Source organism: Roseateles sp. GW835-FHT13E02 (genome assembly GCF_058794035.1).
Map to the genome: position 1 here is coordinate 47,944 of NZ_JBXAGJ010000013.1, position 19,986 is coordinate 67,929.

The following is a 19,986-nucleotide window of genomic DNA, read 5'->3' on the forward strand; positions in this document are numbered from 1 at the left end:
CCAGCAGGATGAATCGCCCGGAGGGCCCGAAAGGTCGCCTGCGCGCGCTTGCTGCTGATGTGTCCCCCATGCTCCCTCCTGCAGGATTGATCTGGCACCGGGGGCCTTGTACCAGCAGGTCGCTGGAAACACAAAAGTCAGCCAGATCGGCTCGACACCAGGCGGGGTGGGCGGCTGCCCGCTGCGTGCGCCGGGTTTCGTCCGGGCGAAAAAAAGCCAGTCGGCGTGAGCGGACTGGCTATGTGTCTGGCAAGCGTCTGGGCCGTGAGGGCCCAGGCATCTCGTCCTCAGACGCGCTTGCGGTACTCGTGCGTGCGGGTGTCGATTTCGATCTTGTCGCCTTGGGCCACGAAGATGGGCACGGGGATTTCGAAACCGGTGGAGATCTTGGCGGGCTTCAGGACCTTGCCCGAGGTGTCGCCCTTGACGGCCGGCTCGGTCCAGGTCACTTCGCGCACCAGCGAGGTGGGCAGTTCGACCGAGATGGCCTTGCCGTCGTAGAACACCACTTCCACGGGCATGGAGTCTTCCAGGTAGGACAGGGCGTCGCCCATGTTCTCGGCTTCGACTTCGAACTGGTTGTACTCGGTGTCCATGAACACATACATCGGGTCAGCGAAGTAGGTGTAGGTGCACTCGCGCTTTTCCAGGATGACCTGGTCCATCTTGTCGTCGGCCTTGAACACGACTTCGGTGCCGGAGTTGTTCAGCAGGCTCTTGAGCTTCATGCGCACGGTGGCTGCATTGCGGCCGCCGCGGCTGTATTCGGTCTTCAGCACGACCATCGGGTCTTTACCGTGCATGATCACGTTGCCGGCGCGGATTTCTTGAGCAATCTTCATGAGTGTTCCGATTTGGAGAGAAGTTCTGCGGGATGGCCCGGTGGATCATGCATGCTGCATGTATGCACGATCGATTCGGGGCCCAGGCCATTGTTCGAACTTCGGTCAAAGAACAAGTGCCTGCTGTCTTGAGAGCCGGGTTTTCAAGGCCCAACACGACCTCAAATGCCCGACCAGGGTGCTGCGCCCAACACTTGCGGCGCGACAAAGCCCTCAATTTTAGCCCGATTTGGTGGCCAAGCCGAGCAGCTGGCTGCACAAGTCGGGCTGCAGCAGCAATTGCGCACGCCATTCCAGGGCTTGGGCAGCGGCCGGCGCAGCCGCTGGCAGCTGCAGCGGACCGGCCTCCAGCTCGTTCCAGCGGCGCCAGAGCTGGCGGGTCGGGCCCGCCAGTTCGACGGGGGCGCCTTGCAGGTAGAGATCGAGAAAGGCGTCGAGCTTGGGGCCATGCGCGCCGTCGTCCTGGCGGTAGATCTGCCAGACCATGGGCTTGCCGGCCCACTGGGCCCGCACAAAGGAATCCTCGCCACGCACCAGGTTCAGGTCGGCCGCCCAGAGCAGGGCGTCAAACTCCGGCTGGCTGAGGAAGGGCAGGGCATGCAGGCGTAGCGTGGCCGGCCGCTCGCGCTGCAGCAGCTCGGCCTGCACTGCGCCGGGGCAGACCAGCAGCAGGGTGGGCTGCTCGGACAGGGCGTCCAGCAGATCGCCCAGCCGTGGGTTGGGGTAGGCGAACAGGCTGACGATGCGCTCGCCTGGCTGGCGCTGCTGGCCTCGCGCCGCCAGCCAAGCCTTCGCATCGAAGCCGGCCTGCGCCTCCAGCAAGCTTGGTTCGCGCAGCAGGCCGCCGGTGCGCAGGCTGAAGCCGGGGTAGAAAAAACGCTTGTCCAGGCCACGGCCCGGGCCGCTGAACTGCGGTGAGCTCAGGCCATGGCTGCGCTCGACATAGGCCTCGGCGCTGAGGTATTCCAGGTTCAGCCAGAGCGGCGCGGTCGGGCGTACAGCCATGCGGGTGACAAAAGCGGGCGGCAGCTCGCAGCCAAAGGTTTCGATCACCACATCGCCGGCTTCAAGCTCCATGCCCTCGACCTCGGCTTCGCGCCAGTCATGCACCGAGATGCCAGCCGGCCAGCCGCCCGGCGCCATCCAGCGCAGCGGCGCCGCATCGTCGATCCACAAACGCACTTGCTGGCCGCGCGCGGCCAGGTCGCGGGCCAAGCGCCAGCTGACGCCGACATCGCCGAAGTTGTCGATCACACGGCAGAACAGATCCCAGACCCGATTCGAACACTGACTCATGGCGGGATTATCGAGCCGGGCACAATGCGGCCCCATGCCAACGCCTGACGCCCAAAAGCCCGCTGAAACCCCCGTCGACCCCGCCGCCCCTGCTTCCGCGGAAGAGGTGCGCGCCCTCGGCGAACAAGCCCAGGCGCAGTGGGCGAGCGAGCGCCGCATCGTCGAGGAGGCCGAGGCCTTGCGGGTGCAGCAGGTCGAGCAGGCCGCGCGCGAGCAGCGCGAGCGCATCCTGCAGGAGGTGGCGGCCTTGCCCGGCCTGCCCGGGGTCTACCGTTACTTCGACGCTCAGGACCAGGTGCTCTACGTCGGCAAGGCCAAGCATCTCAAGAAGCGCGTCTCCAGCTATTTCCAGAAGGACCATGGCGGCACCCGCATCGGCCTGATGGTGGCGCGCATCGCGCGGCTGGAGACCACGGTGGTGCGCACCGAGTCCGAGGCGCTGCTGCTGGAAAACAACCTGATCAAGGCGCTGAATCCCAAGTTCAACATCCTGTTCCGCGACGACAAGAGCTACCCCTACCTCAAGCTCAGCGGCCATCAATTCCCGCGCATCAGCTACTACCGCGGCGCGGTGGACCGGCGCCACCGCTACTTCGGGCCCTTCCCGAGCGGCTGGGCGGTCAAGGAATCGATCCAGCTGATCCAGAAGGTCTTCAAGCTGCGCACCTGTGAGGACACGGTCTTCAACAACCGCTCGCGGCCGTGCCTGCTGTACCAGATCCGCCGCTGTTCCGGCCCCTGTGTGCCCGAAGGGCAGGGCGCCGACTACGCTCGCAATGTCAGCCATGCCGAGCGCTTTCTGCTGGGCGAGACGCAGGAGGTGATGGACGGCCTGCAGGCGCAGATGATGGCCCACTCGGATGCCTTGCAGTTCGAGTTGGCGGCCGAAGTGCGCAACCAGATCCAGGCCCTGGCGCGCGTGCTGCAGCAGCAGTCGGTGGACGAGAACAGCGCCACCGGGCGCGACCGCGATGTCGACATCCTGGCGGCCAAGGTGCAAGGCGGCCGCGCCTGCGTCAACCTGGCCATGGTGCGCGGTGGCCGCCATCTGGGGGACCGCGCCTTCTTCCCGCGCCATGTCGAGGAGGCCACCGCCGTGTCGCTCGGCGACGACGAGCAGCTCAGCGCCTACTCGCCCGAGCGCCAGGTGTTGGAGGCCTTCATGGCCCAGCATTACCTCGATGCCCATGTGCCCTCGCTGATCGTGCTCAGCGAGGCGGTGGACGAGTACTTGTCCGAGGCCTTGAGCGAGCAGGCCGGCTACAAGGTCACGACCCAAGCCCAGCCGCGCGGTCAGCGCCGTATCTGGCAAGAGATGTGCGTCAAGGGCGCTGAGCTGGCGCTGGCGCGCTTGCTGGCCGAAGAGGGCTCGCAGCAGGCGCGCACCCGCGCCCTGGTCGAGGCGCTCGACCTGCAGGTGCAGGAGCTGGACAGCTTCCGCATCGAGTGTTTCGACATCAGCCACACGGCGGGCGAGGCGACCATGGCCTCCTGCGTGGTCTTCGATGCGCATCAGATGCAGAGCAGCCAGTACCGCCGCTACAACATCGACGGCATCACCGGCGGCGACGATTACGCCGCCATGCGCCAGGTGCTGACGCGGCGCTACAGCAAGTTGGCCGAGGCGGCGCAGTTGGGCACCGGCCGCCTGCCGGACCTGGTGCTGGTGGACGGTGGCCGCGGCCAGGTGTCCATGGCGCGCGAGGTGTTTGAAGAGCTGGGCCTGGATCTGAGCCTGATCGTCGGCGTTGAAAAGGGCGAGGGCCGCAAGGTCGGCCTGGAAGAACTGGTGTTTGCCGATGGCCGCCCCAAGGTCTACCTGGGCCGAGATTCCGCCGCCCTGATGCTGGTGGCGCAGATCCGCGACGAGGCCCACCGCTTTGCCATCACCGGCATGCGCGCCAAGCGTGCGGCGGTGCGCACAGGCGGCTCCAAATTGGAGGATGTGGCCGGCATCGGCCCGAAAAAACGTGCCCAGCTGCTGCAACGCTTCGGTGGCGTGCGCGGCGTGGCGGCGGCGAGTGTGGATGAGATTGCCAGTGTCAAAGGCATTTCCAAGGAACTGGCAGAGGAGATTTATCGTGTCTTGCATTGAACAGAACCGAGGCGCCGCGCCGTCGTTGCCGCCGGCCGCCAGCGTCTGGACCGGCCGCAGCGGCCTGGGTGCGATCGCCGTGCTGGCGGGCCTGATGGCGGGCTGCAGCAGTGGCCCGCGTGCGCCGGCGCCTTCCAGCAGCCAGCACAGCACCTCCGCGGCAACGCCGGCTCAGCCGGCCTCGCCGAGCAAGCCCGCTGAGCCCGCCAAGCCGACCGAGAGCGCCAAGCACGGCCTGCCGCCGCCCGCACCGGTGCGCAGCCACGACGAGCTGCGCAAACAGGCCGCGCAGCGCCTGGTCGCCGCCAATCCGCACATGACCTATATGGGTCAGGTGCCAGCGGTGCTGCTGGCCATCCCCGTGCTGGAGGTCGAGCTCAAGCATGACGGCCACATCAAGCGCATCAATGTGCTGCGCCGCCCAGGTCAGGCGCTTGATACGGTGCAATTGGCCATCGATGCAGTGCACCGCGCGGCACCCTTTGGCAATGTCTCGCGCATGCCCGAACCCTGGAAGTTCAGCGAGACCTTTCTGTTCAACGACGACCGCCATTTCAAGCCCCGCACCTTGGACTGAAGGCCCCGCTTGAGCCCAGTCCGCCGAGGCAATAAAGCCACAGTCGGCGGGCGCCGAGCGGCCATCTGAGCCCGATGTAGGCTGCTTTGCCCGCTCTTGGTGCAAAAGCCCTGAATTGCGCGGCGGCCTTGGCCTTTGTTTGGGCACAATGCCGGCATGTTCTTCACCCTGCCAACGCTGTTCACTTGGGCCCGCATCGTCGCCATTCCGCTGGTGGTCGGTGTTTTCTATCTGGACCTGAGCAAAGACAGTCAAAATTTCTTCGCAACCGCCTTGTTCATCCTGGTGGCCTTGACCGACTGGCTGGATGGCTACCTGGCCCGCAAGCTCAACCAGACCTCGGCTTTCGGCGCCTTTCTCGACCCGGTGGCGGACAAGATGCTGGTCTGTGCGGCGCTGCTGATCCTGCTGGAGCTCGGCCGCGTCAACGCCCTGGTGGCCCTGGTCATCATCGGCCGCGAGATCGCCATCTCCGCCCTGCGCGAATGGATGGCGCAGATCGGCGCCTCCGGCAGCGTGGCCGTGCACATGGTGGGCAAGCTCAAGACCATGGCGCAGATGATTGCGATTCCCTTTCTGCTTTTTGATGGTGTGCTGTTCGGCGTGCTGCCGACCCGTCCCTGGGGCACCTGGCTGCTGCTGGCTGCCGTGGTGCTGACCATCTGGTCGATGGTGTACTACCTGCAAAAAGCCTTGCCCGAGATTCGCGCCAAGGCGCGCTGAATTCGGCGGAAGTGCCAGCGCCGTCTTGTGCGCTGGGGTGCGCGCCGCAGTGCACGCCAGGTGCCCAGGCTGTCAGCAGTTGATGCAGTTGTATCGGGGCTTTTCCCGGTCGGGCGGGCTCGCTGAATGCGCTTAGAATCCGCTTCCCCGCGAGTTTTAGCGTCCCTTGGGTCCGGTCAGAACGCCGGCCTGAGGCGCCAGAAGCCAGGGCCAGATTCGCTGTGCGGACGCATTTCCTTTTGAGGGGATCCAATTGAACAAGTCTGATCTGATCGAGCACATCGCCGTGCAGGCCGACATCTCCAAAGCTGCTGCCGGCCGTGCGCTGGAAGCGGTCATCGGTGGTGTCAAGGCGACGCTGAAGAAGAACGGTTCCGTTTCTCTGGTAGGCTTCGGCACCTTCAGCGTGACCAAGCGCGCTGCGCGTGCAGGGCGCAACCCCCGCACCGGCGATGCGATCAAGATCAAGTCTGCCAAAGTGCCGAAGTTCCGGCCCGGCAAGGCGCTCAAAGACGCGGTCAACTGAAGTTCGGCGTCAGCCCCGTTTGGAAGTTTTGAGTAAGTTGTAGTTGTTGGTTGATCCGGTTTCCCGGGTGCTTAGCTCAGTTGGTAGAGCGTCGCCTTTACACGGCGCAGGTCGGCGGTTCGAGCCCGTCAGCACCCACCAGTATTGCCCCAGTCCGACACTCTGTCTGGACGTGGGCCTTGGCTAGAAGAAGGCCATCCCACGCAAAGGCGAACTCCGGTTCGCCTTTGTCGTGTCTGCATGTCTGAGGTTTCGATGTTTGATTTCGTCCGTAAGCACAACCGCCTGTTTCAGCTGCTCTTGCTGATCCTCATCCTCCCGTCATTCGCCCTGGTCGGGATTGAGGGCTATACCAGCTTCATGGATGGTGCCAACAAGAGCGTGGCCACAGTCGCCGGTCAAAAGATCACCCAGGCCGAATGGGATGCCGCCCAGCGCGAGCAAGCCGATCGCCTGCGCCGCCAGATGCCCAATTTGGACCCCAAGCTGCTGGACTCACCGGAAGCCCGCCGCGAGGCCCTGGATGGCCTGGTGCGCGAGCGTGTGCTGCAAGCGGCTGCCAAGGACCAGCATCTCTTCGTCAGTGACGAGCGCCTGCAGGCCATGTTCATGAACGATCCTCAGTTCGCTTTCCTGCGTAACCCGGACGGCAGCCTCAACAAGTCGCTGCTGGCTGCCCAGGGCATGAGCTCGCAGATGTTCGTCGAACGTCTGCGTCAAGACCTGACCCTCCGCCAGGTGTCTGCAGGCCTGGCCAACTCGAGCCTGGCCAGCAGCGCCAATGCGGGCGTGGCATTTGATGCCTTGCTGCAGCAGCGTGAAGTGCAGTTGCAGCGATTCAAGGCCCAGGACTACGCTGCGGCCATCTCGCCCAGCGACGCCGAGTTGGAAGCCTTCTACAAGGATCCGAAGAACGCCCAGCAGTTCCAGGTGGCGGAGAACGCTCAGATCCAGTACCTGGTGCTGGATCTGGAGGCACTCAAGTCCGATGTCAGCTTCACTGAAGAAGACCTGCGCAAGTACTACAGCGAGAATGCGTCGCGTTACACCGTGGCCGAGGAACGTCGCGCCAGCCACATCCTGATCAAGACCGACAAGGACGGCAAGCCGGACGAGCGCGCCAAGGCCAAGGCCAAGGCGGAAGACCTGCTGGCGCAAGCGCGCAAGAACCCGGCTCAGTTCGCCGATCTGGCGCGCAAGAATTCGCAGGACGAGGGCTCGGCTGCCAATGGCGGCGATCTCGATTTCTTCGGTCGCGGCGCCATGGTCAAGCCGTTCGAAGACGCCGCATACGCACTCAAGCAGGGAGAGATCAGCCCTCTGGTCGAGTCCGAGTTCGGCTACCACATCATTCAGCTGACCGGCGTGCGAGGCGGTGAAAAGAAGAGCTTCGAGTCGCTGCGCGCAGAGATCGAGGCCGAGGTACGCAAGCAGCTGGCGCAAAAGCGATTCACCGAAGTGGCTGAGCAGTTCAGCAACAGCGTCTACGAGCAGGCCGACAGCCTGCAGCCCGTGGCCGACAAGCTCAAGCTCAATGTGCTGAACGCCACCGTGCAGCGCAAGCCCGCGCCTGGCGCGACCGGGCCTTTGGCTTCGGTGAAGCTGCTGGAAGCCGTGTTCAGCGACGACTCGCTGCGCAACAAGCGCAATACCGAAGCTGTTGAGGCCGCCCCGAATCAGCTGGTCGCTGCCCGCGTGGTGCAGCACAACCCGGCACACCTGCTGCCGCTGGCGCAGGTGAAGGACACGGTCAAGACCCAGCTGGTTCGTCAGCTGGCCACGGCACAAGCCGTCAAGGCGGGCACGGCCCGCGTGGCTGAGCTGCAAAAGGCTGGTGCCGCGGATGCTGCCGGGCTGGAGGCGCCGGTGCTGGTGTCTCGTGCGTTGCCGCGTGATCTGTCGCGCAAGGTGCTGGAAGGCATTCTGTCGGCCGATGCCAGCAAGTTGCCCGCCGTGGTCGGCATCGACGGCGGTGATGGCAGCTATGTGCTGGCCCGCATCAACAAGGTGGTGGCCCGCGATCCGGCGGTGGTGGATGCCAAGCGCGCCGCCACGCAGTACGCCCAAGCCTGGTCGGCTGTGGAAGCGCAAGCCTATTCCAATGCACTGAAGACCCGCTACAAAGCCGTGGTCAAGGCGCCTGCAGCCGCGGCCTCGGCAGCCCAGTAAGGCAATCCGATCCAGTCCTCCCACCCCACGATCGTGGGCGGCTGGATTGGACACCCGTTTCATTGAGGCGCTTGCCCTCGCAGCGCTTCAGGTTGATATGGACATTGGGTTCTTTCGTGGCTCAGCAGATTTTTCATCAAGACTTGCGCTGATCACAAAATCCGGTCTATAATCTTTGTCTCGACGGTGGTTGTAGCTCAGTTGGTAGAGTCCAGGATTGTGATTCCTGTTGTCGTGGGTTCGAGTCCCATCAGCCACCCCAAAACATGAAAACCCTCAGGCGAAAGCTTGAGGGTTTTTTCGTTTCTGGGCTTGCCGACACGGGTTGGTCCGTCTCTTGCCTCAACCCGGGGCCTCAACCCGAGCATGCGCGGCCGTTTCAGCGTTCAGGTCTGCGCCGGCGCATCCAGCGTCTGAGCAGGCCCGCAGCCACGGCGAGCACTAGCAAGGCGCCCAGCAGCCGTGCCCCGTCGGCGGCATTGGCCTCGTGCCAGGCTTGAATCAGTGCATCCATGAAAAAGGCCAGGACCAGCGTGGCCGGCAGCATGCCGAGCAGGGTGCCGAGCAGCATGTCGCGAAGTCGGATGTGGCTGGCTCCGGCCACCATATTGACCAAGGCGAAAGGGGCAATCGGCAGCCACCGAATCAGGATCACGGCCATCAGGCCGCGCGCGGCCAGAGCCTGGCTGATCGCCTGCAGCCGCGGGCCGGCCAGTTCTCGCAAGGCGGCGTGACCCAGGCCATGGCCGATGCTGTGGCTCAGCCCCGACGCCAGAACGCCCGCTGTCAAGGTACAGGTCATGCCCAGGGCCGGGCCCAGGGCCGCCAGTGCCAGCACGGTCATCAGCATCAGGGGCACGGCCAACACCAGAGCCATTGTCATCACGCCGATCACCCCCAACGGCCCCAGGGCCTGGCCCAGGGCTTGCAGGCGCGGCAGCAGGGTTTGCGCTTGCAAGGCTTCTCGCCCATCGCCATGGGCCCAGATCAGGCTCAGGCCGAGCAACAGCGCCAGCAGGAGCCAGAGCAGGCGCAGGCGCCGACGCAGGCGAGATCGGTCCGTGCGGTGGTTGGAACCACCCGGTGTCGTGTCGTGGCCCGGCGGTGCAGGGGAATGAGGCGTCATGCGTCCTCAGTGTGCCCCATGAACTGTGACAAGGCGCGGGCCAGATCATCGACATGGGCGGGCTCGAAGATCGAGCCGTGGGTGCCTGCGATCTGGCGGCGTTGCAGCTGATGCGGCATCAGCCGCTGCCAGCCCTGGAACAGCATGCGCTGCCAGCGTGCCAATCCGGCTGACTGCAGCAGCAGCACGGGCCCGTCGAACGCCTGACAGCGATGGCCACGCAGCGCCTGTACCTGGCTGACCAGACCGGGGTCGCTGAACATCGCGCCCAGGCGCCGGCCGTTGAGGCTGAGGTCTTGCACGTGCAGCTTGCGCACCAGCCAGCCCAGGGTGCGCCAGGAGGCGGTGCCGCCCAGCACGGCCTCGGGGTGGATGCTGTCCAGCAGGATCAGTCCGTCCGGCGGCAGCTCTTGCTTCTGAAGCAGCGCGGCCGTGGCCAGGGCCGTGACGCCGCCCACGGAAAAGCCAGCCAGCCAGCAAGGCAGGGGCGTCTCACGCACTGCTGCCATCGCTTCGGCATAGAGCTGGGCCAGTTCTTCGAGGCTGCGCTTGCGGTGGTCCAGGGGCGGTTGCAGCATGAAGAGTTGCAGCCCGACTGGCAGCGCATCGGCCAGCTGCTGCAGGCGCAGCACATCGCCGTGGCCGGATGCGGCCACAAAGAGCTGGCCCCGCACCGGTTCGCTCGCCGAGCGGCCCGGTCCGCGGGCCGGCAGCGCACGCAGCAAGCCTGGTTGGCGCGGCGGTCGGCGAAGGGCGCGGGCCAAGCTGGCGATGCTGGGATGCTCCTGCATCAGCTGCAGCGGCAGGCGGCGGCCCAGCTCGTCCTCCAGGCTGGCCAGAATGCCGAGTGCGGCCAGTGAGTCCCCACCCAGCGCGAAGAAGTCCGCGTCCAGATCGAGATGCTGGCCTAGGGCGGCAGCTGCCTGGGCGGCGGCCGGCAGGGCTTCGCTCCAGAGGCTCAGCAGACGTTGCTCCATGCCGGGTTGCGGTGGCCGGAGTTGGCCCGTGCTTGGGCATGCGGGGCTTCGATCACTGGCCTGCGGCTGAGGCAAGGCGCTGGTGAGCAACTTGCCCTGGGCATTGACCGGCAATTCCGGTAGCAGCGTGATGCCACTGGGCCGCATGGCCTCGGGCAGCCTCAGGCGCAGGCCGGCCCACAGTGCGGGCAGGTGCTCATCTCGGAGCTCGGGCCCGGCCAGCCAGGCATGCAGATGGGCAGGGCCGGGCTCTTGCAGCAGTTGCACCACGGCTTGCTGTACCAGGGGCAAGTGCAGGCAGGCGGCTTCCACGTCTCCGAGCTCGATGCGCTGCCCGCGCAGCTTGACCTGGCGGTCCAGTCGGCCGCCAAAGTGGAGCAGACCCTGGGGGTCGAGCCAGCCTCGGTCGCCGCTTCGATACAGGCGGGCGCCGGTCTGTTCGGGTAGGAAGGGGTCGGGCACGAAGTGTTGGGCGTCCAGCTCGGGGCGCCCCAGATAACCGCGAGCCAGCGCGGACCCGCCGATGTAGATTTCACCGCTGACGCCGAAGGGCATGGGCTGGAGTAGGGTGTCCAGCACATGGATGCGCGTGTCATCGACTGGGCGACCCAGGGGCACGTCAGTCGCTTGAGTACCTGAGGATGCTTCATCCCCATCGGGCGGCGGGTCCGAGGGTTCGCAGGGCCAGGCAGTGCTGAAGATGCAGGCCTCGGTGGGGCCGTAGAGGTTGTAGAGCTGGGCACTGCAGAGCGACTGGAATCGCCGCAGCAATTCGGGGGAAAGCAACTCACCGCCGCAGCAGGCTACACGCAGGCTGGGTGCGGGCAGGCCTTGACGCTGGGCCTGTGCCCAGGCCTCGACCAGGCCCGCGAGCGTGCTGGGCACAAAAGCGCCGAAGGTGGCGCCATGTCGGGCCATTTGCTCGGCCAGTCGGCGTGGATGCAAGCGCCCAGGTGGGGGGAGGGCGATGCTGGCCCCCAGGCTCAGCGGCAGCAGCAGCTCGATCAGGGCCGGGTCAAAGCCGTGGTGCGTGCCCTGGATCGAACGATCCTGCGGCGTGATCTGCCAGCGACGAGCCAGCCAGGCCAGGCGCCGGCTCAAGGCCGCGTGTTCAACCATCACGCCCTTGGGCCGCCCGGTGGAGCCCGAGGTGAAGAGCACATAGGCCAGGTCCTCGGGGCGGGCCACATCGTGGCTCGGGGCGTCGCCAGCGAGCTCGTCGGCTTCGTTGTCCCTCGCCTCGGGCAAAGGCAGGGGCAGACGAAGGCAGCGCGAGCCCAGCCCCGGCAGTTCGGCCAGGGCTTCGACGCCTGATGGGCTGACGGAGTCCAGCAGCAGGGCCTGTGCGCCGCTGTCCATCAGCACGCCGCTCAGGCGGGCGACCGGGGCTTGCGGGTCCAGGGGTAGAAAGGCGGCGCCGGCCAGGCCGATGCCCAGCAATGCCACCACCAGCTCGGGTGAACGCTCCATGGCCAATGCCACCACCTGCTCACGCGCGACGCTCAGGGCGCGGAGCTGTCGCGCCAGCGCTTCGCCGCGCAGCAGCAGCTCGCCATAACTCATGGTCTCCGTGCCAGCCGCGCCATCCCAGACCAAGGCGCAGGCCTGGGGCTGCAAGCCTGCCTGATGGCAGAACTGGTGCACCCAGGGCTGCGGGGCCTCCTGTGACGCCAGGTCTTTGTGGAGGCCGTGAATCAGGGCCCAGTGCTCTTCTTCGGGCAGCAGGCTCACAGCGTCCAGCGGGCACTCGGGATGTTCGCTCAGGTGCCGCGCCACATGCCAGATTCGGCGCGCCATCAGAGCGGCCTCTGCAGCCTCGAAGCAGTCGCCGCTGGCCTCCAACACCAGGGCGGGTGCGGCGCCTCCATCGAACTCGCACAGGGTCAGCGCCAGGGGGAAGCGCGCGCGGCCACTGAAGAGTTGGCGGGAGTTCTCCAGCCGCGCTTCGCCAAAGGGCAGTCGGTAGTCTTGACGTTCGAAAGACAGCAGCAACTCCAGCATCTCGCCCTGGCCCGGCAGGTGCAATCCTGGCAAGGCATGGGCGAGTTCGCTCAGCGGGTAGCGCGCATGGCGCAATGCGGCTTGCATCTGGGCGCTCGCTTGCTGCATCAGGCCGCCGGCAGTGCCGGCGCGTTCGAGGTCCAGGCGCAGGCATTGCAGGCCGGTGAACATGCCGGGCGTGTGGCGGAAGCGCTGGCCGCTGCGGTTCAAGGTGGGTACACCGACCAGCACCTGGCTTTGGCCGCTGAGCCGGCCGAAGTACAGCGCCAGGGCCGCCAGCAAGACATTGAAGCTGCTCAAGCCCTCGGCGCGAGCGCGCTGCTCCAGCGCGGCATAGGGCGCCTGCTCCAGGCTCAGCTGGATCAGATGAGCCGCCGGCAACTGGGCAGGTCCTGGCGGCGCGTGAGCGATGCGCCGGCGTTCGACCAGGGGCTTGCGGCCGGGCGCAGCCAGCGGTGCCAGTTCGCGTTGCCAATAGCCAGCATCGCGCTCGAACAAGGCCGATTGCCGATAGCGCTGCGAGTCCTCGATGAAGGCGATGTAGCTGGCGCCGACGCTGCAATCGTCATTGCTGCCCGTGCAGGCGGTGCTCTCGTCATCCCTCGAGCCCAGGTCTTGGTAGATCGTGCTCCAGGCCTGCATGAGCTGGGTGGTGCCCCAGCCATCCATCACCAGGTGGTGGAATTGGATGCTCAGGCCGTGCAGGGTGGCATGGGCGCGCATCAGGATGAAGCGCCAGGGCGGCTGTTCACTGAGCTCAAACGGCTCGGCCATGCGGGCATGCCAGTGCCGGGCCATGGCGGCTTCGGCTTCGGCGTCACTGGATTCCTGGAGCTCGATCACCTCCAGCCGGGCCGGGTGCGTGGCCAGCAGCAGCTGTTGGCCGTCGCTGCGAGGCACCAGGCGCAAGGCTTCGTGCCGGTCCACCAGCAGCTGCAGCGAGGCCTGCAGGCGGGCGATGTTCAGAGGGCCGCGCAGCACGGCGCCGCCGCCGATATTGAGATGGCTGCTGCCCGGCCAGGCCCGCTGATCGAGCCAGACTTCGCGCTGGCTCAGCGAGAGTGGCAGCAGGCGGCTCAGGCGCGGTGATTGGCTCAGGTCTGCGGGGGGCGGCAGGCGGCCGCTGGCGCGCGGTGCCGCATCGGGCGCCGCAGGGAGGGCCTGGTCGCCGGCGCTCAGTCCCTGGGCTTCAAATTGAGCAGCTGTGTGCGATCCCATTGTTCGATGTGTTCCATCGCGTGGCGGTAGCCCAGCTCGGCGATCTCGGCGCCCTGGCTGTAGGCCATGAGCGGGTACTTCGCCACCGGTGGCTCGAGGTAATGGTCGGCCTGAGCCCGGGCGCGCTGACGCTGGCCCAGGCTGCCAATGTGGCCGGCGCTGTAGAGGATGTCGGCAATTCCGGGAGCGGCTGGAGCCCCGGGGCGCAGCCAGCGCTTCAGCACCTGCCAGTTGTCCAGTCGCTGCAGGCCCTGGTCGGCGCGCAGGTTCTCGCGCACATCGACATCGACGGCAATGATGCTGCCGTTGCCGCGGCGCCGCTCGAGCGGCGTGCCCAGGCGCATGCGCATGGCCTGCACCGGCACGTTGTCGAGGATGGCGCCGTCCACCAGCAGGGCGCCGCCCTGCAGCACCGGTGGGAACAGGCCGGCCGGCGAATTGCTGGCCAGCACGGCGCGCCAGATCGGGCCTTGGTCCAGGGTGCTGGTGTTGCCCTCGCTGAGGTTGCAGGCGGCAGCGAAGAAGGGCAGCCAGAGCTGTTCGATCAGGCGCTCGCCGAACAGGCGGCGCAGGTCGCGCTCGACCCTTCGGCCGGCCACCAGGGACACCAGGGGCAGGGTCAGGCGCTCGCCGCCGGCGGCGAAGCGCCGCGTCTGCGCCAGGATCTGATCCAGGCTGTGACCGCAAGCGTACTGCGCGCCGATCAGGGCGCCCATGCTGTTGCCGGCGATCAGGTCCACCGGCAGGGCATGCTCCTGCAGGGCGCGCAGCACACCCAGATGGGCAAAGCCGCGCGCGCCGCCGCCGCCCAGCACCAGCCCCAGGGCACTGCCGGTGAGAAAGCGGGCCAGGCGCTGGGTGTCGCCCAGTCGGGCGCGGCGCAGGGGGTAGATGCGCTCCAGCTCGCGGCCTTGCAGCCAGGGTGCTGGCAGCACGGGCTGGGCCTCGTGGGCGTCGTGCAGCAGCACCAGATGCTGGCGTTTCAAGGCGGCGCTGCCGTCCTCGGCCAACAGTTGTCGTTCGGCAGCGCTGGGGGCGGCTGGGGCATGGGCGCCACTGAGCAGGATCAGCTGATCGGCCTGGCGCAGGGCAAAGCGGGTCCAGGGCAGGGCGCTGGCGGCGCCGGCATCCGGTGTGAGCTCGCCCGGGACGCAGGCCGCCTGGTAGACGATGAAATCGTGCTCGTCCTCGAGATGCGCCAGGGCCTCGCGCGCCATCGGCTGGCCGTTGAGCAGCAGCTGGGCGGGCTCGCCGGGGTGTGCCGCCTGCTGGCGCACATGGGCGGCGCGGCCTTGCAGGCTCAGGCAGCGGCACAGGTCTTCGGCCAGGGCGGTGGCGCAGCCGTCCGATTCCAGCGCCGGCTGCAGGGGCAGCAGGGCAAAGGTCTGGGCCATGCGCTGGTGGCTGGGGGCGTCATGCTGCGGGCGCAGGCGTTCGTAGACGGCCTGCACAAAGACCTGACACAGCTCGCCGGGGTGGCGCAGCAACAAAGCCTCGTAGGCGCTGCGGCTGAGCACGGCCAGGCGCGAGTCGCGCACGGCGGTCACGTCCTGGGCGCGCGGCTGCTGCAGGATCAGGCCCAGCTCGCCAATGCTCTGGCCGGGCTGAATCTGGTTGTAGAGCAGCAGCTGCCCGTTCGGGCCGCGCCGGGTCACGCGCAGGCCGCCGCTGATGACGAAGATGATGGAGTCGGAGTCCTCGCCTTCGCGCAGCAGGGTCTCGCCGCCGCGCACCAGGCATTCCTGCATGGCCTCGGCCAGCTCGTCGATGATGGCGTGCGAGAGCGCACCGAACACCGGGCTGGCCCGCAACATGGCCACCACCTTGGCCAGGCTGGCCTCGCTGTGGATGTGTTCGGGCAGGAACTCCATCGGCCGAGTCTAGCGGCCGACCCGCCGACCGTGTGGGTAGAAAAGCCAAAGAAAAAGCCCGCGCGTCGGGAGACGGCGGGCTGAGTTTGGCAGCGTTCAAGGCGCTGCGCCGGGGAATGTCCGGGGAAGGATCAGTTGCTGGTGCCCATGGCGCCGGCCAGGGCTTGCACAGCCTCTTCCAGCTTGGCCTTGCCCAGGGCCTTGCACTGTTCAGGTGTGGCATTGGGAGCGGCGCCGAAGGTGGTGGCGCTCTTGGCCGGCTTGAACAGCAACTCCTTGCCCTTGCGCGGCACGACGACGGCACGGGCGGTGATCACGCAGGTTTTTTGCGCCACATCGATGCCGCCCTCCACCTGGCTCAGGAAGCCCCAGGCCTTGGCCGGGAACAGCTTGACCGTGGCCGGGGTGATGCTCTTCAACCAGATGGCTTCGGCCGAGGCTTGATCCATCAGATTGGCGGTCGATTGGTCGTCGATCACGTACTTGGCCGGGGCGGCAAATGCGGCGGCAGCGGCGCAAGGCAGGATCAGGGCGGCGATCAGCTGGTTCAGTTTCATGGGTTTCCTTCGAGACATGCTTGTTGTTGCTTTGGCAGCGCGCAGTGGCGACCTCACGCCATGCGTGCGCAGGCCCGGCAGTGTGGGGGCTGCATTGGGCTTTGAGCCTCAGGGTTTACACGGGATCATGGCCAGAGATTGGTGAACATCGCCTTCGGCCTCAGGCAAGCAAGGCGCTGCTGATCTTGAAGGTCAGCCAGGCCGCCAGGTAAGCCAGGCCGAAGAGGTAGGCCAGCATCAGCGCAGGTGTCTTGTAGCCACCGGTCTCACGCCGGGCGGCGGCCAGGGTGGCGATGCACTGCGGCGCAAAGACAAACCAGGCCAGCAGGGCCAGCGCCGTGGGCAGGCTCCAGCTCTGTGCGATCAGCGGACTCAAGGCCTCGGCCGCATCGGTGCCGCCGCTGGACAGGGCGTAGACCGTGCCCAGGGCGCTGATCACCACCTCGCGCGCGGCCATGCCCGGCACCAGGGCCAGGCAGATCTGCCAGTTGAAGCCCAGAGGCTCGAACAGCGGCGCGAGGCCGCGGCCCAGCATGCCGGCCAGGCTGTAGACGATGGCGGGCTCGCTGGCCCCTTCGGGCGCGCCGGGAAAGCTGGCCAGCAGCCAGAGCAGCAGCGTCAGCACCATGATGATGCCGCCGACCCGGCGCACAAAGATCACCGCGCGCTGCCATAGACCCAGGGCGATATTGCGCGGATGCGGCCAGTGGTAAGCCGGCAGCTCCATCATCAGCGGCCGCACCTGCCCGCCGCTTTGGGTGAAGCGCTTGAGCAGCCAGGCCACGCACAGGGCGCCGACGATGCCGGCCAGGTAGAGCCCGAACAACACCAGGCCCTGCAGCTGCAAGCCCCAGGTCAGCTGCCGCGCGGGGATGAAGGCGCCGATCAAGAGGGCGTAGACCGGCAGCCGGGCCGAGCAGGTCATCAGCGGCGCGATCAGGATGGTGACCCAGCGGTCGCGCGGGTTGGCGATGCTGCGCGTGGCCATGATGCCGGGGATGGCGCAGGCAAAGCTGGACAGCAAGGGGATGAAGCTGCGCCCGGAGAGGCCGACGCTGCCCATCAGGCGATCCAGCAAGAAGGCCGCGCGCGGCAGGTAGCCGCTTTCTTCCAGGATCAGGATGAAGAAGAACAGGATCAGGATCTGCGGCAGAAAGACCAGCACGCCGCCGACACCGGCGATCAGCCCGTCCACCAGCAGGCTGCGCAGCCAGCCTTCGGGCAGGGCGCCGCCGACCCACTCGCCCAGCGCGGCCATGCCGTCCTTGATCAGATCCATGGGCCCGGTGGCCCAGGCAAACACGGCCTGGAAGAGCAGGAAGAGCACGGCCGCCAGGATCAGCGGGCCGGCCACCGGATGCAGTAACACGCGGTCGAGGCGATCGCTGGGCAGCTCGGGCAGCTCTTGATCCAGTTGCAGTCGCTGCAGGATCTGTTTGATGCGTTCGTGGTCGCCGTCTGCTGCGCCGTCCGCCGCGCTGTCGGGCAGAGCAGCTGGCACCCAGACTGCTTTGTCGTCCAGCAGGGCTTTCAGCTCGGCCACGCCTTCGCCCACCGTGGCCACGGTGCGCAGCACCGGCACGCCCAGTTCGCGCGACAGCGCCTCGGCGTCGATGGTCAGGCCGCGCCGGGCGGCCAGGTCGGCCATATTCAGCGCCACCACGCAGGGCAGGCCCAGGCGTTGCACTGCCAGCACCAGGCGCAGGGTGCGGCGCAGATTGGTGGCGTCGAGCACGCAGACCACCAGGTCGGGGCGCTTCTCGCCGCGCGCACGGCCGGCCAGCACATCGCAGGTGACGCGCTCATCGGGCGAGCGCGGGTTCAGGCTGTAGGTGCCGGGCAGGTCGAGCAGGCGCAGGGCGCGGCCGGCGGCGCTGAGCAGGCGGCCCTCTTTGCGCTCGACGGTGACGCCGGCGTAGTTGGCCACTTTTTGCTGGCTGCCGGTCAGGCGGTTGAAGAGGGCGGTCTTGCCGCAGTTCGGGTTGCCCACCAGGGCCAGCAGCGGCCCGCCCCGGTGCACATGGATGATGGCTTCAGTCATGCGTCGCCTCCAGGCCTTGCGGGGCTTGCACCTGGATGCAGGCCGCCTCGGCGCGGCGCAGGGCAAAGGTGGACTGGCCGATGCGCACCACCAGCGGATCGCCGCCGGGCAGGCCGCGGCTGAGGATCTTGACCGCTTCGCCGGGCAAGAAACCGATTTCGGCCAACCAGTCGGCCCATTCCGGCGCGTGGGCAGGCGCTCGCACGGCGAGCACCTGCATGGCCTGACCCAGGTCGAGCTGCGCCAAGGTGGAGGTGTTTCCGCCCCTGGGCTTGGCGTCCTCGGCAGCGGCGTGGTGAGTCAGGGGCGCACTCGCCGCGGCGGGCAGGGCGCTGGAGGCACTGAGATCGGTCATGCGAGGCGTGTTGCGTTGTCGGTCACGGGTGGCGGAGCTTGGCTGCTTCGTCGCTTGCTGTTCTGGCGGGCCCGGTGCCCTTCAGACCATGCTGGCGTTTGCAATCGAGAATTATTCTCATTGTAGGCTTCGATGGTCGGGTCAGATGCCGCGTGGGTTTGCGCTGCCTCCGTCTGGGGTGAGCTGGGCTTGCAGCTAGGGCCACAGCCGGCTGGGGGGCGCGGGGTGTTTCGACGCTCGAGCCCGCCGTGGGCCGTGAGATGCCGCGGACTTGCACAGGGGTGCGCCAGTTGCCAGCGAGCCTGCGGCCATTTCCGGGCTGGAAAAGCGCCCACCCGAGTGGGTGTCCCTGCCTAGCGCCGCAGTTGCGCAAATGCATAAAATGGGGCGCGCAAACGTTTAGCGTTTTCCTTTATCAGCCGATACACTGAGTTTTCTTACAATCAGCGCCCGATGTCGACTACCGTCTGGCGTTCGTAAAAAGACGGGGGCAAACTGCCCGAAGCCCCACCCCGCGCTGCCGGCCGGCCCAGATGGCCCCGGCGGCGTTCTTTCACCGATGTGCCTGCCCATTCCTGCTGCCATGATCGCCACACCTTTGTTTGTTCGTGCCGCCGTGACTCTTGCGCTGTCTGCTCTGTCCCTGTCGGCGCTGGCCCAGGCCGGGCAACCCGCCGTCATCTTTGATATGGGTGGCAAGTTCGACAAGAGCTTCAATGAATCGGCCTACCGCGGTGTCGAGCGCTGGAAGAAGGAAACCGGCAAGCCTTATCTCGAGTTCGAGATCAGCAACGACACCCAGCGCGTGCAGGCCATCCGCCGCATGGCCGAGCGTGGCGCCAGCCCCATCATCAGCATCGGCTTTGCCCAGGCATCGGCCCTGCAGCAGGTGGCCAAGGACTTCCCCAAGACCCAGTTCGCCATCATCGACTCGGTGGTCAACGCGCCCAATGTGCAGTCGGTGGTGTTCAAGGAACACGAGGGCAGCTACTTGGTCGGCGCCATGGCCGCGCTGACCAGCAAGACCGGCAAGGTCAGCTTTGTCGGCGGCATGGACATCCCCCTGATCCGCAAGTTCCAGTGCGGCTTCGAGCAAGGCGTGAAAGCGACCAACCCCAAGGCCGAGGTCTTCTCCAATATGACCGGCACCACCTCCAGCGCCTGGAACGACCCGACGCGCGGCGGTGAGCTGGCCAAGTCGCAATTTGCCAAGGGCTCGGACATCGTCTTCGCCGCGGCCGGCGGTACCGGCTCGGGCGTCTACCAGGCGGCCAAGGACGCCGGCAAACTGGCCATCGGTGTGGACAGCAACCAGAACCATCTGCAGCCCGGCACCATGCTGACCTCCATGGTCAAGAACGTGGACGTGGCCGTGTACAACGTGCTCAAGGGCTGGAAGGCCGGCGTCTCGGTGTTGGGCCTGAAAGAAGGCGGCGTCGAGTACGCACTCGACGAGCACAACAGCAAGCTGATCAGCCCGGCGCTCAAGACCAAGGTGGAGGCCATCAAGGCCGACATCGTGTCCGGCAAGATCAAGGTGGCCGACTACATGGCCGACAACGCCTGCAAGTACTGAGCGCCCGAGCTGCGCCATTCCCAGCGATATTCAGCG

At 66.8% G+C, this 19,986-nt stretch carries 14 protein-coding genes and 2 tRNA genes; 8 read left to right on the forward strand and 8 right to left on the reverse strand.

All coding sequences use genetic code 11. The annotated features are described in order from the left end of the window. Window positions 1-287 precede the first annotated feature (287 nt). Together efp and earP are read right to left on the reverse strand one after the other, a co-directional pair. Window positions 288-842: an elongation factor P gene (gene efp, locus AC1Q6P_RS14015; protein ID WP_102767065.1), complete on the reverse strand. Its 555-nt coding sequence runs from the start codon at window positions 840-842 to the stop codon at window positions 288-290. A gap of 219 nt (window positions 843-1,061) precedes the next feature. Further along, the gene (earP, locus tag AC1Q6P_RS14020; RefSeq protein ID WP_492664619.1) at window positions 1,062-2,138 is read right to left on the reverse strand and encodes an elongation factor P maturation arginine rhamnosyltransferase EarP; all 1,077 of its coding nucleotides are present in this window, start codon (window positions 2,136-2,138) and stop codon (window positions 1,062-1,064) included. A 34-nt stretch (window positions 2,139-2,172) separates the two neighbouring features. Between earP and uvrC the strand changes: the two genes are divergently transcribed. The 7 genes from uvrC to AC1Q6P_RS14055 all read left to right on the forward strand — a co-directional run bounded on the left by uvrC (window position 2,173) and on the right by AC1Q6P_RS14055 (window position 8,490). Beyond that, the gene (gene uvrC, locus AC1Q6P_RS14025) at window positions 2,173-4,233 is read left to right on the forward strand and encodes an excinuclease ABC subunit UvrC (protein ID WP_492664618.1); all 2,061 of its coding nucleotides are present in this window, start codon (window positions 2,173-2,175) and stop codon (window positions 4,231-4,233) included. Continuing rightward, window positions 4,220-4,810, forward strand: a complete 591-nt coding sequence (locus AC1Q6P_RS14030; protein WP_492664617.1) for a hypothetical protein — start codon at window positions 4,220-4,222, stop codon at window positions 4,808-4,810. Before uvrC ends, AC1Q6P_RS14030 begins: the two co-directional genes overlap by 14 nt. 156 nt (window positions 4,811-4,966) lie before the next feature. Then, window positions 4,967-5,533, forward strand: a complete 567-nt coding sequence (gene pgsA, locus AC1Q6P_RS14035; protein ID WP_102767063.1) for a CDP-diacylglycerol--glycerol-3-phosphate 3-phosphatidyltransferase — start codon at window positions 4,967-4,969, stop codon at window positions 5,531-5,533. 253 nt (window positions 5,534-5,786) lie between these two features. After that, complete coding sequence (locus AC1Q6P_RS14040; RefSeq protein WP_102767062.1) at window positions 5,787-6,059, forward strand: HU family DNA-binding protein; 273 nt, start codon at window positions 5,787-5,789, stop codon at window positions 6,057-6,059. A gap of 65 nt (window positions 6,060-6,124) precedes the next feature. After that, window positions 6,125-6,200 (forward strand) — tRNA-Val (locus tag AC1Q6P_RS14045). Between the two features lie 114 nt (window positions 6,201-6,314). Continuing rightward, window positions 6,315-8,228, forward strand: coding sequence for a peptidylprolyl isomerase (locus AC1Q6P_RS14050; protein ID WP_492664616.1), 1,914 nt, complete (start codon window positions 6,315-6,317; stop codon window positions 8,226-8,228). Between the two features lie 186 nt (window positions 8,229-8,414). Next, window positions 8,415-8,490: transfer RNA gene (locus AC1Q6P_RS14055), tRNA-His, on the forward strand. Window positions 8,491-8,607: 117 nt separating this feature from the next. On the opposite strand, the gene AC1Q6P_RS14060 is transcribed toward AC1Q6P_RS14055, so the two are convergent. The 6 genes from AC1Q6P_RS14060 to AC1Q6P_RS14085 form a co-directional block, all read right to left on the reverse strand. Next, window positions 8,608-9,354 carry a TVP38/TMEM64 family protein gene (locus AC1Q6P_RS14060; protein WP_492664615.1) on the reverse strand — a complete coding sequence of 249 codons (747 nt, stop codon included), beginning with the start codon at window positions 9,352-9,354 and terminating at the stop codon, window positions 8,608-8,610. Continuing rightward, window positions 9,351-13,550, reverse strand: coding sequence for a non-ribosomal peptide synthetase (locus AC1Q6P_RS14065; protein WP_492664614.1), 4,200 nt, complete (start codon window positions 13,548-13,550; stop codon window positions 9,351-9,353). Before AC1Q6P_RS14065 ends, AC1Q6P_RS14060 begins: the two co-directional genes overlap by 4 nt. Continuing rightward, window positions 13,508-15,421, reverse strand: a complete 1,914-nt coding sequence (locus tag AC1Q6P_RS14070) for a patatin-like phospholipase family protein (protein WP_492664613.1) — start codon at window positions 15,419-15,421, stop codon at window positions 13,508-13,510. Before AC1Q6P_RS14070 ends, AC1Q6P_RS14065 begins: the two co-directional genes overlap by 43 nt. Before the next feature lie 131 nt (window positions 15,422-15,552). Continuing rightward, window positions 15,553-15,978, reverse strand: a complete 426-nt coding sequence (locus AC1Q6P_RS14075) for a hypothetical protein (RefSeq protein ID WP_171828030.1) — start codon at window positions 15,976-15,978, stop codon at window positions 15,553-15,555. A 160-nt stretch (window positions 15,979-16,138) separates the two neighbouring features. Then, window positions 16,139-18,019: a ferrous iron transporter B gene (feoB, locus tag AC1Q6P_RS14080; RefSeq protein ID WP_492664612.1), complete on the reverse strand. Its 1,881-nt coding sequence runs from the start codon at window positions 18,017-18,019 to the stop codon at window positions 16,139-16,141. Continuing rightward, a complete protein-coding gene (locus AC1Q6P_RS14085) occupies window positions 18,012-18,374 on the reverse strand; it encodes a FeoA family protein (protein ID WP_492664611.1) in 363 nt (120 codons plus the stop codon). Before AC1Q6P_RS14085 ends, feoB begins: the two co-directional genes overlap by 8 nt. Before the next feature lie 583 nt (window positions 18,375-18,957). On the opposite strand from AC1Q6P_RS14085, the gene AC1Q6P_RS14090 reads away from it, so the two are divergent. Then, window positions 18,958-19,950, forward strand: a complete 993-nt coding sequence (locus AC1Q6P_RS14090) for a BMP family lipoprotein (protein ID WP_492664610.1) — start codon at window positions 18,958-18,960, stop codon at window positions 19,948-19,950. Window positions 19,951-19,986 lie beyond the last annotated feature (36 nt).

Excerpts from the sequence above, each read along its gene's own strand:
- earP (WP_492664619.1), bottom strand. The coding sequence starts at position 2,138 with ATGAGTCAGTGTTCGAATCGGGTCTGGGATCTGTTCTGCCGTGTGATC.
- AC1Q6P_RS14060 (WP_492664615.1), bottom strand. The coding sequence starts at position 9,354 with ATGACGCCTCATTCCCCTGCACCGCCGGGCCACGACACGACACCGGGT.
- AC1Q6P_RS14065 (WP_492664614.1), bottom strand. The coding sequence starts at position 13,550 with ATGGGATCGCACACAGCTGCTCAATTTGAAGCCCAGGGACTGAGCGCC.
- AC1Q6P_RS14050 (WP_492664616.1), top strand. The coding sequence starts at position 6,315 with ATGTTTGATTTCGTCCGTAAGCACAACCGCCTGTTTCAGCTGCTCTTG.
- AC1Q6P_RS14090 (WP_492664610.1), top strand. The coding sequence starts at position 18,958 with ATGATCGCCACACCTTTGTTTGTTCGTGCCGCCGTGACTCTTGCGCTG.
- AC1Q6P_RS14070 (WP_492664613.1), bottom strand. The coding sequence starts at position 15,421 with ATGGAGTTCCTGCCCGAACACATCCACAGCGAGGCCAGCCTGGCCAAG.
- AC1Q6P_RS14075 (WP_171828030.1), bottom strand. The coding sequence starts at position 15,978 with ATGAAACTGAACCAGCTGATCGCCGCCCTGATCCTGCCTTGCGCCGCT.
- feoB (WP_492664612.1), bottom strand. The coding sequence starts at position 18,019 with ATGACTGAAGCCATCATCCATGTGCACCGGGGCGGGCCGCTGCTGGCC.
- pgsA (WP_102767063.1), top strand. The coding sequence starts at position 4,967 with ATGTTCTTCACCCTGCCAACGCTGTTCACTTGGGCCCGCATCGTCGCC.
- uvrC (WP_492664618.1), top strand. The coding sequence starts at position 2,173 with ATGCCAACGCCTGACGCCCAAAAGCCCGCTGAAACCCCCGTCGACCCC.
- efp (WP_102767065.1), bottom strand. The coding sequence starts at position 842 with ATGAAGATTGCTCAAGAAATCCGCGCCGGCAACGTGATCATGCACGGT.
- AC1Q6P_RS14085 (WP_492664611.1), bottom strand. The coding sequence starts at position 18,374 with ATGACCGATCTCAGTGCCTCCAGCGCCCTGCCCGCCGCGGCGAGTGCG.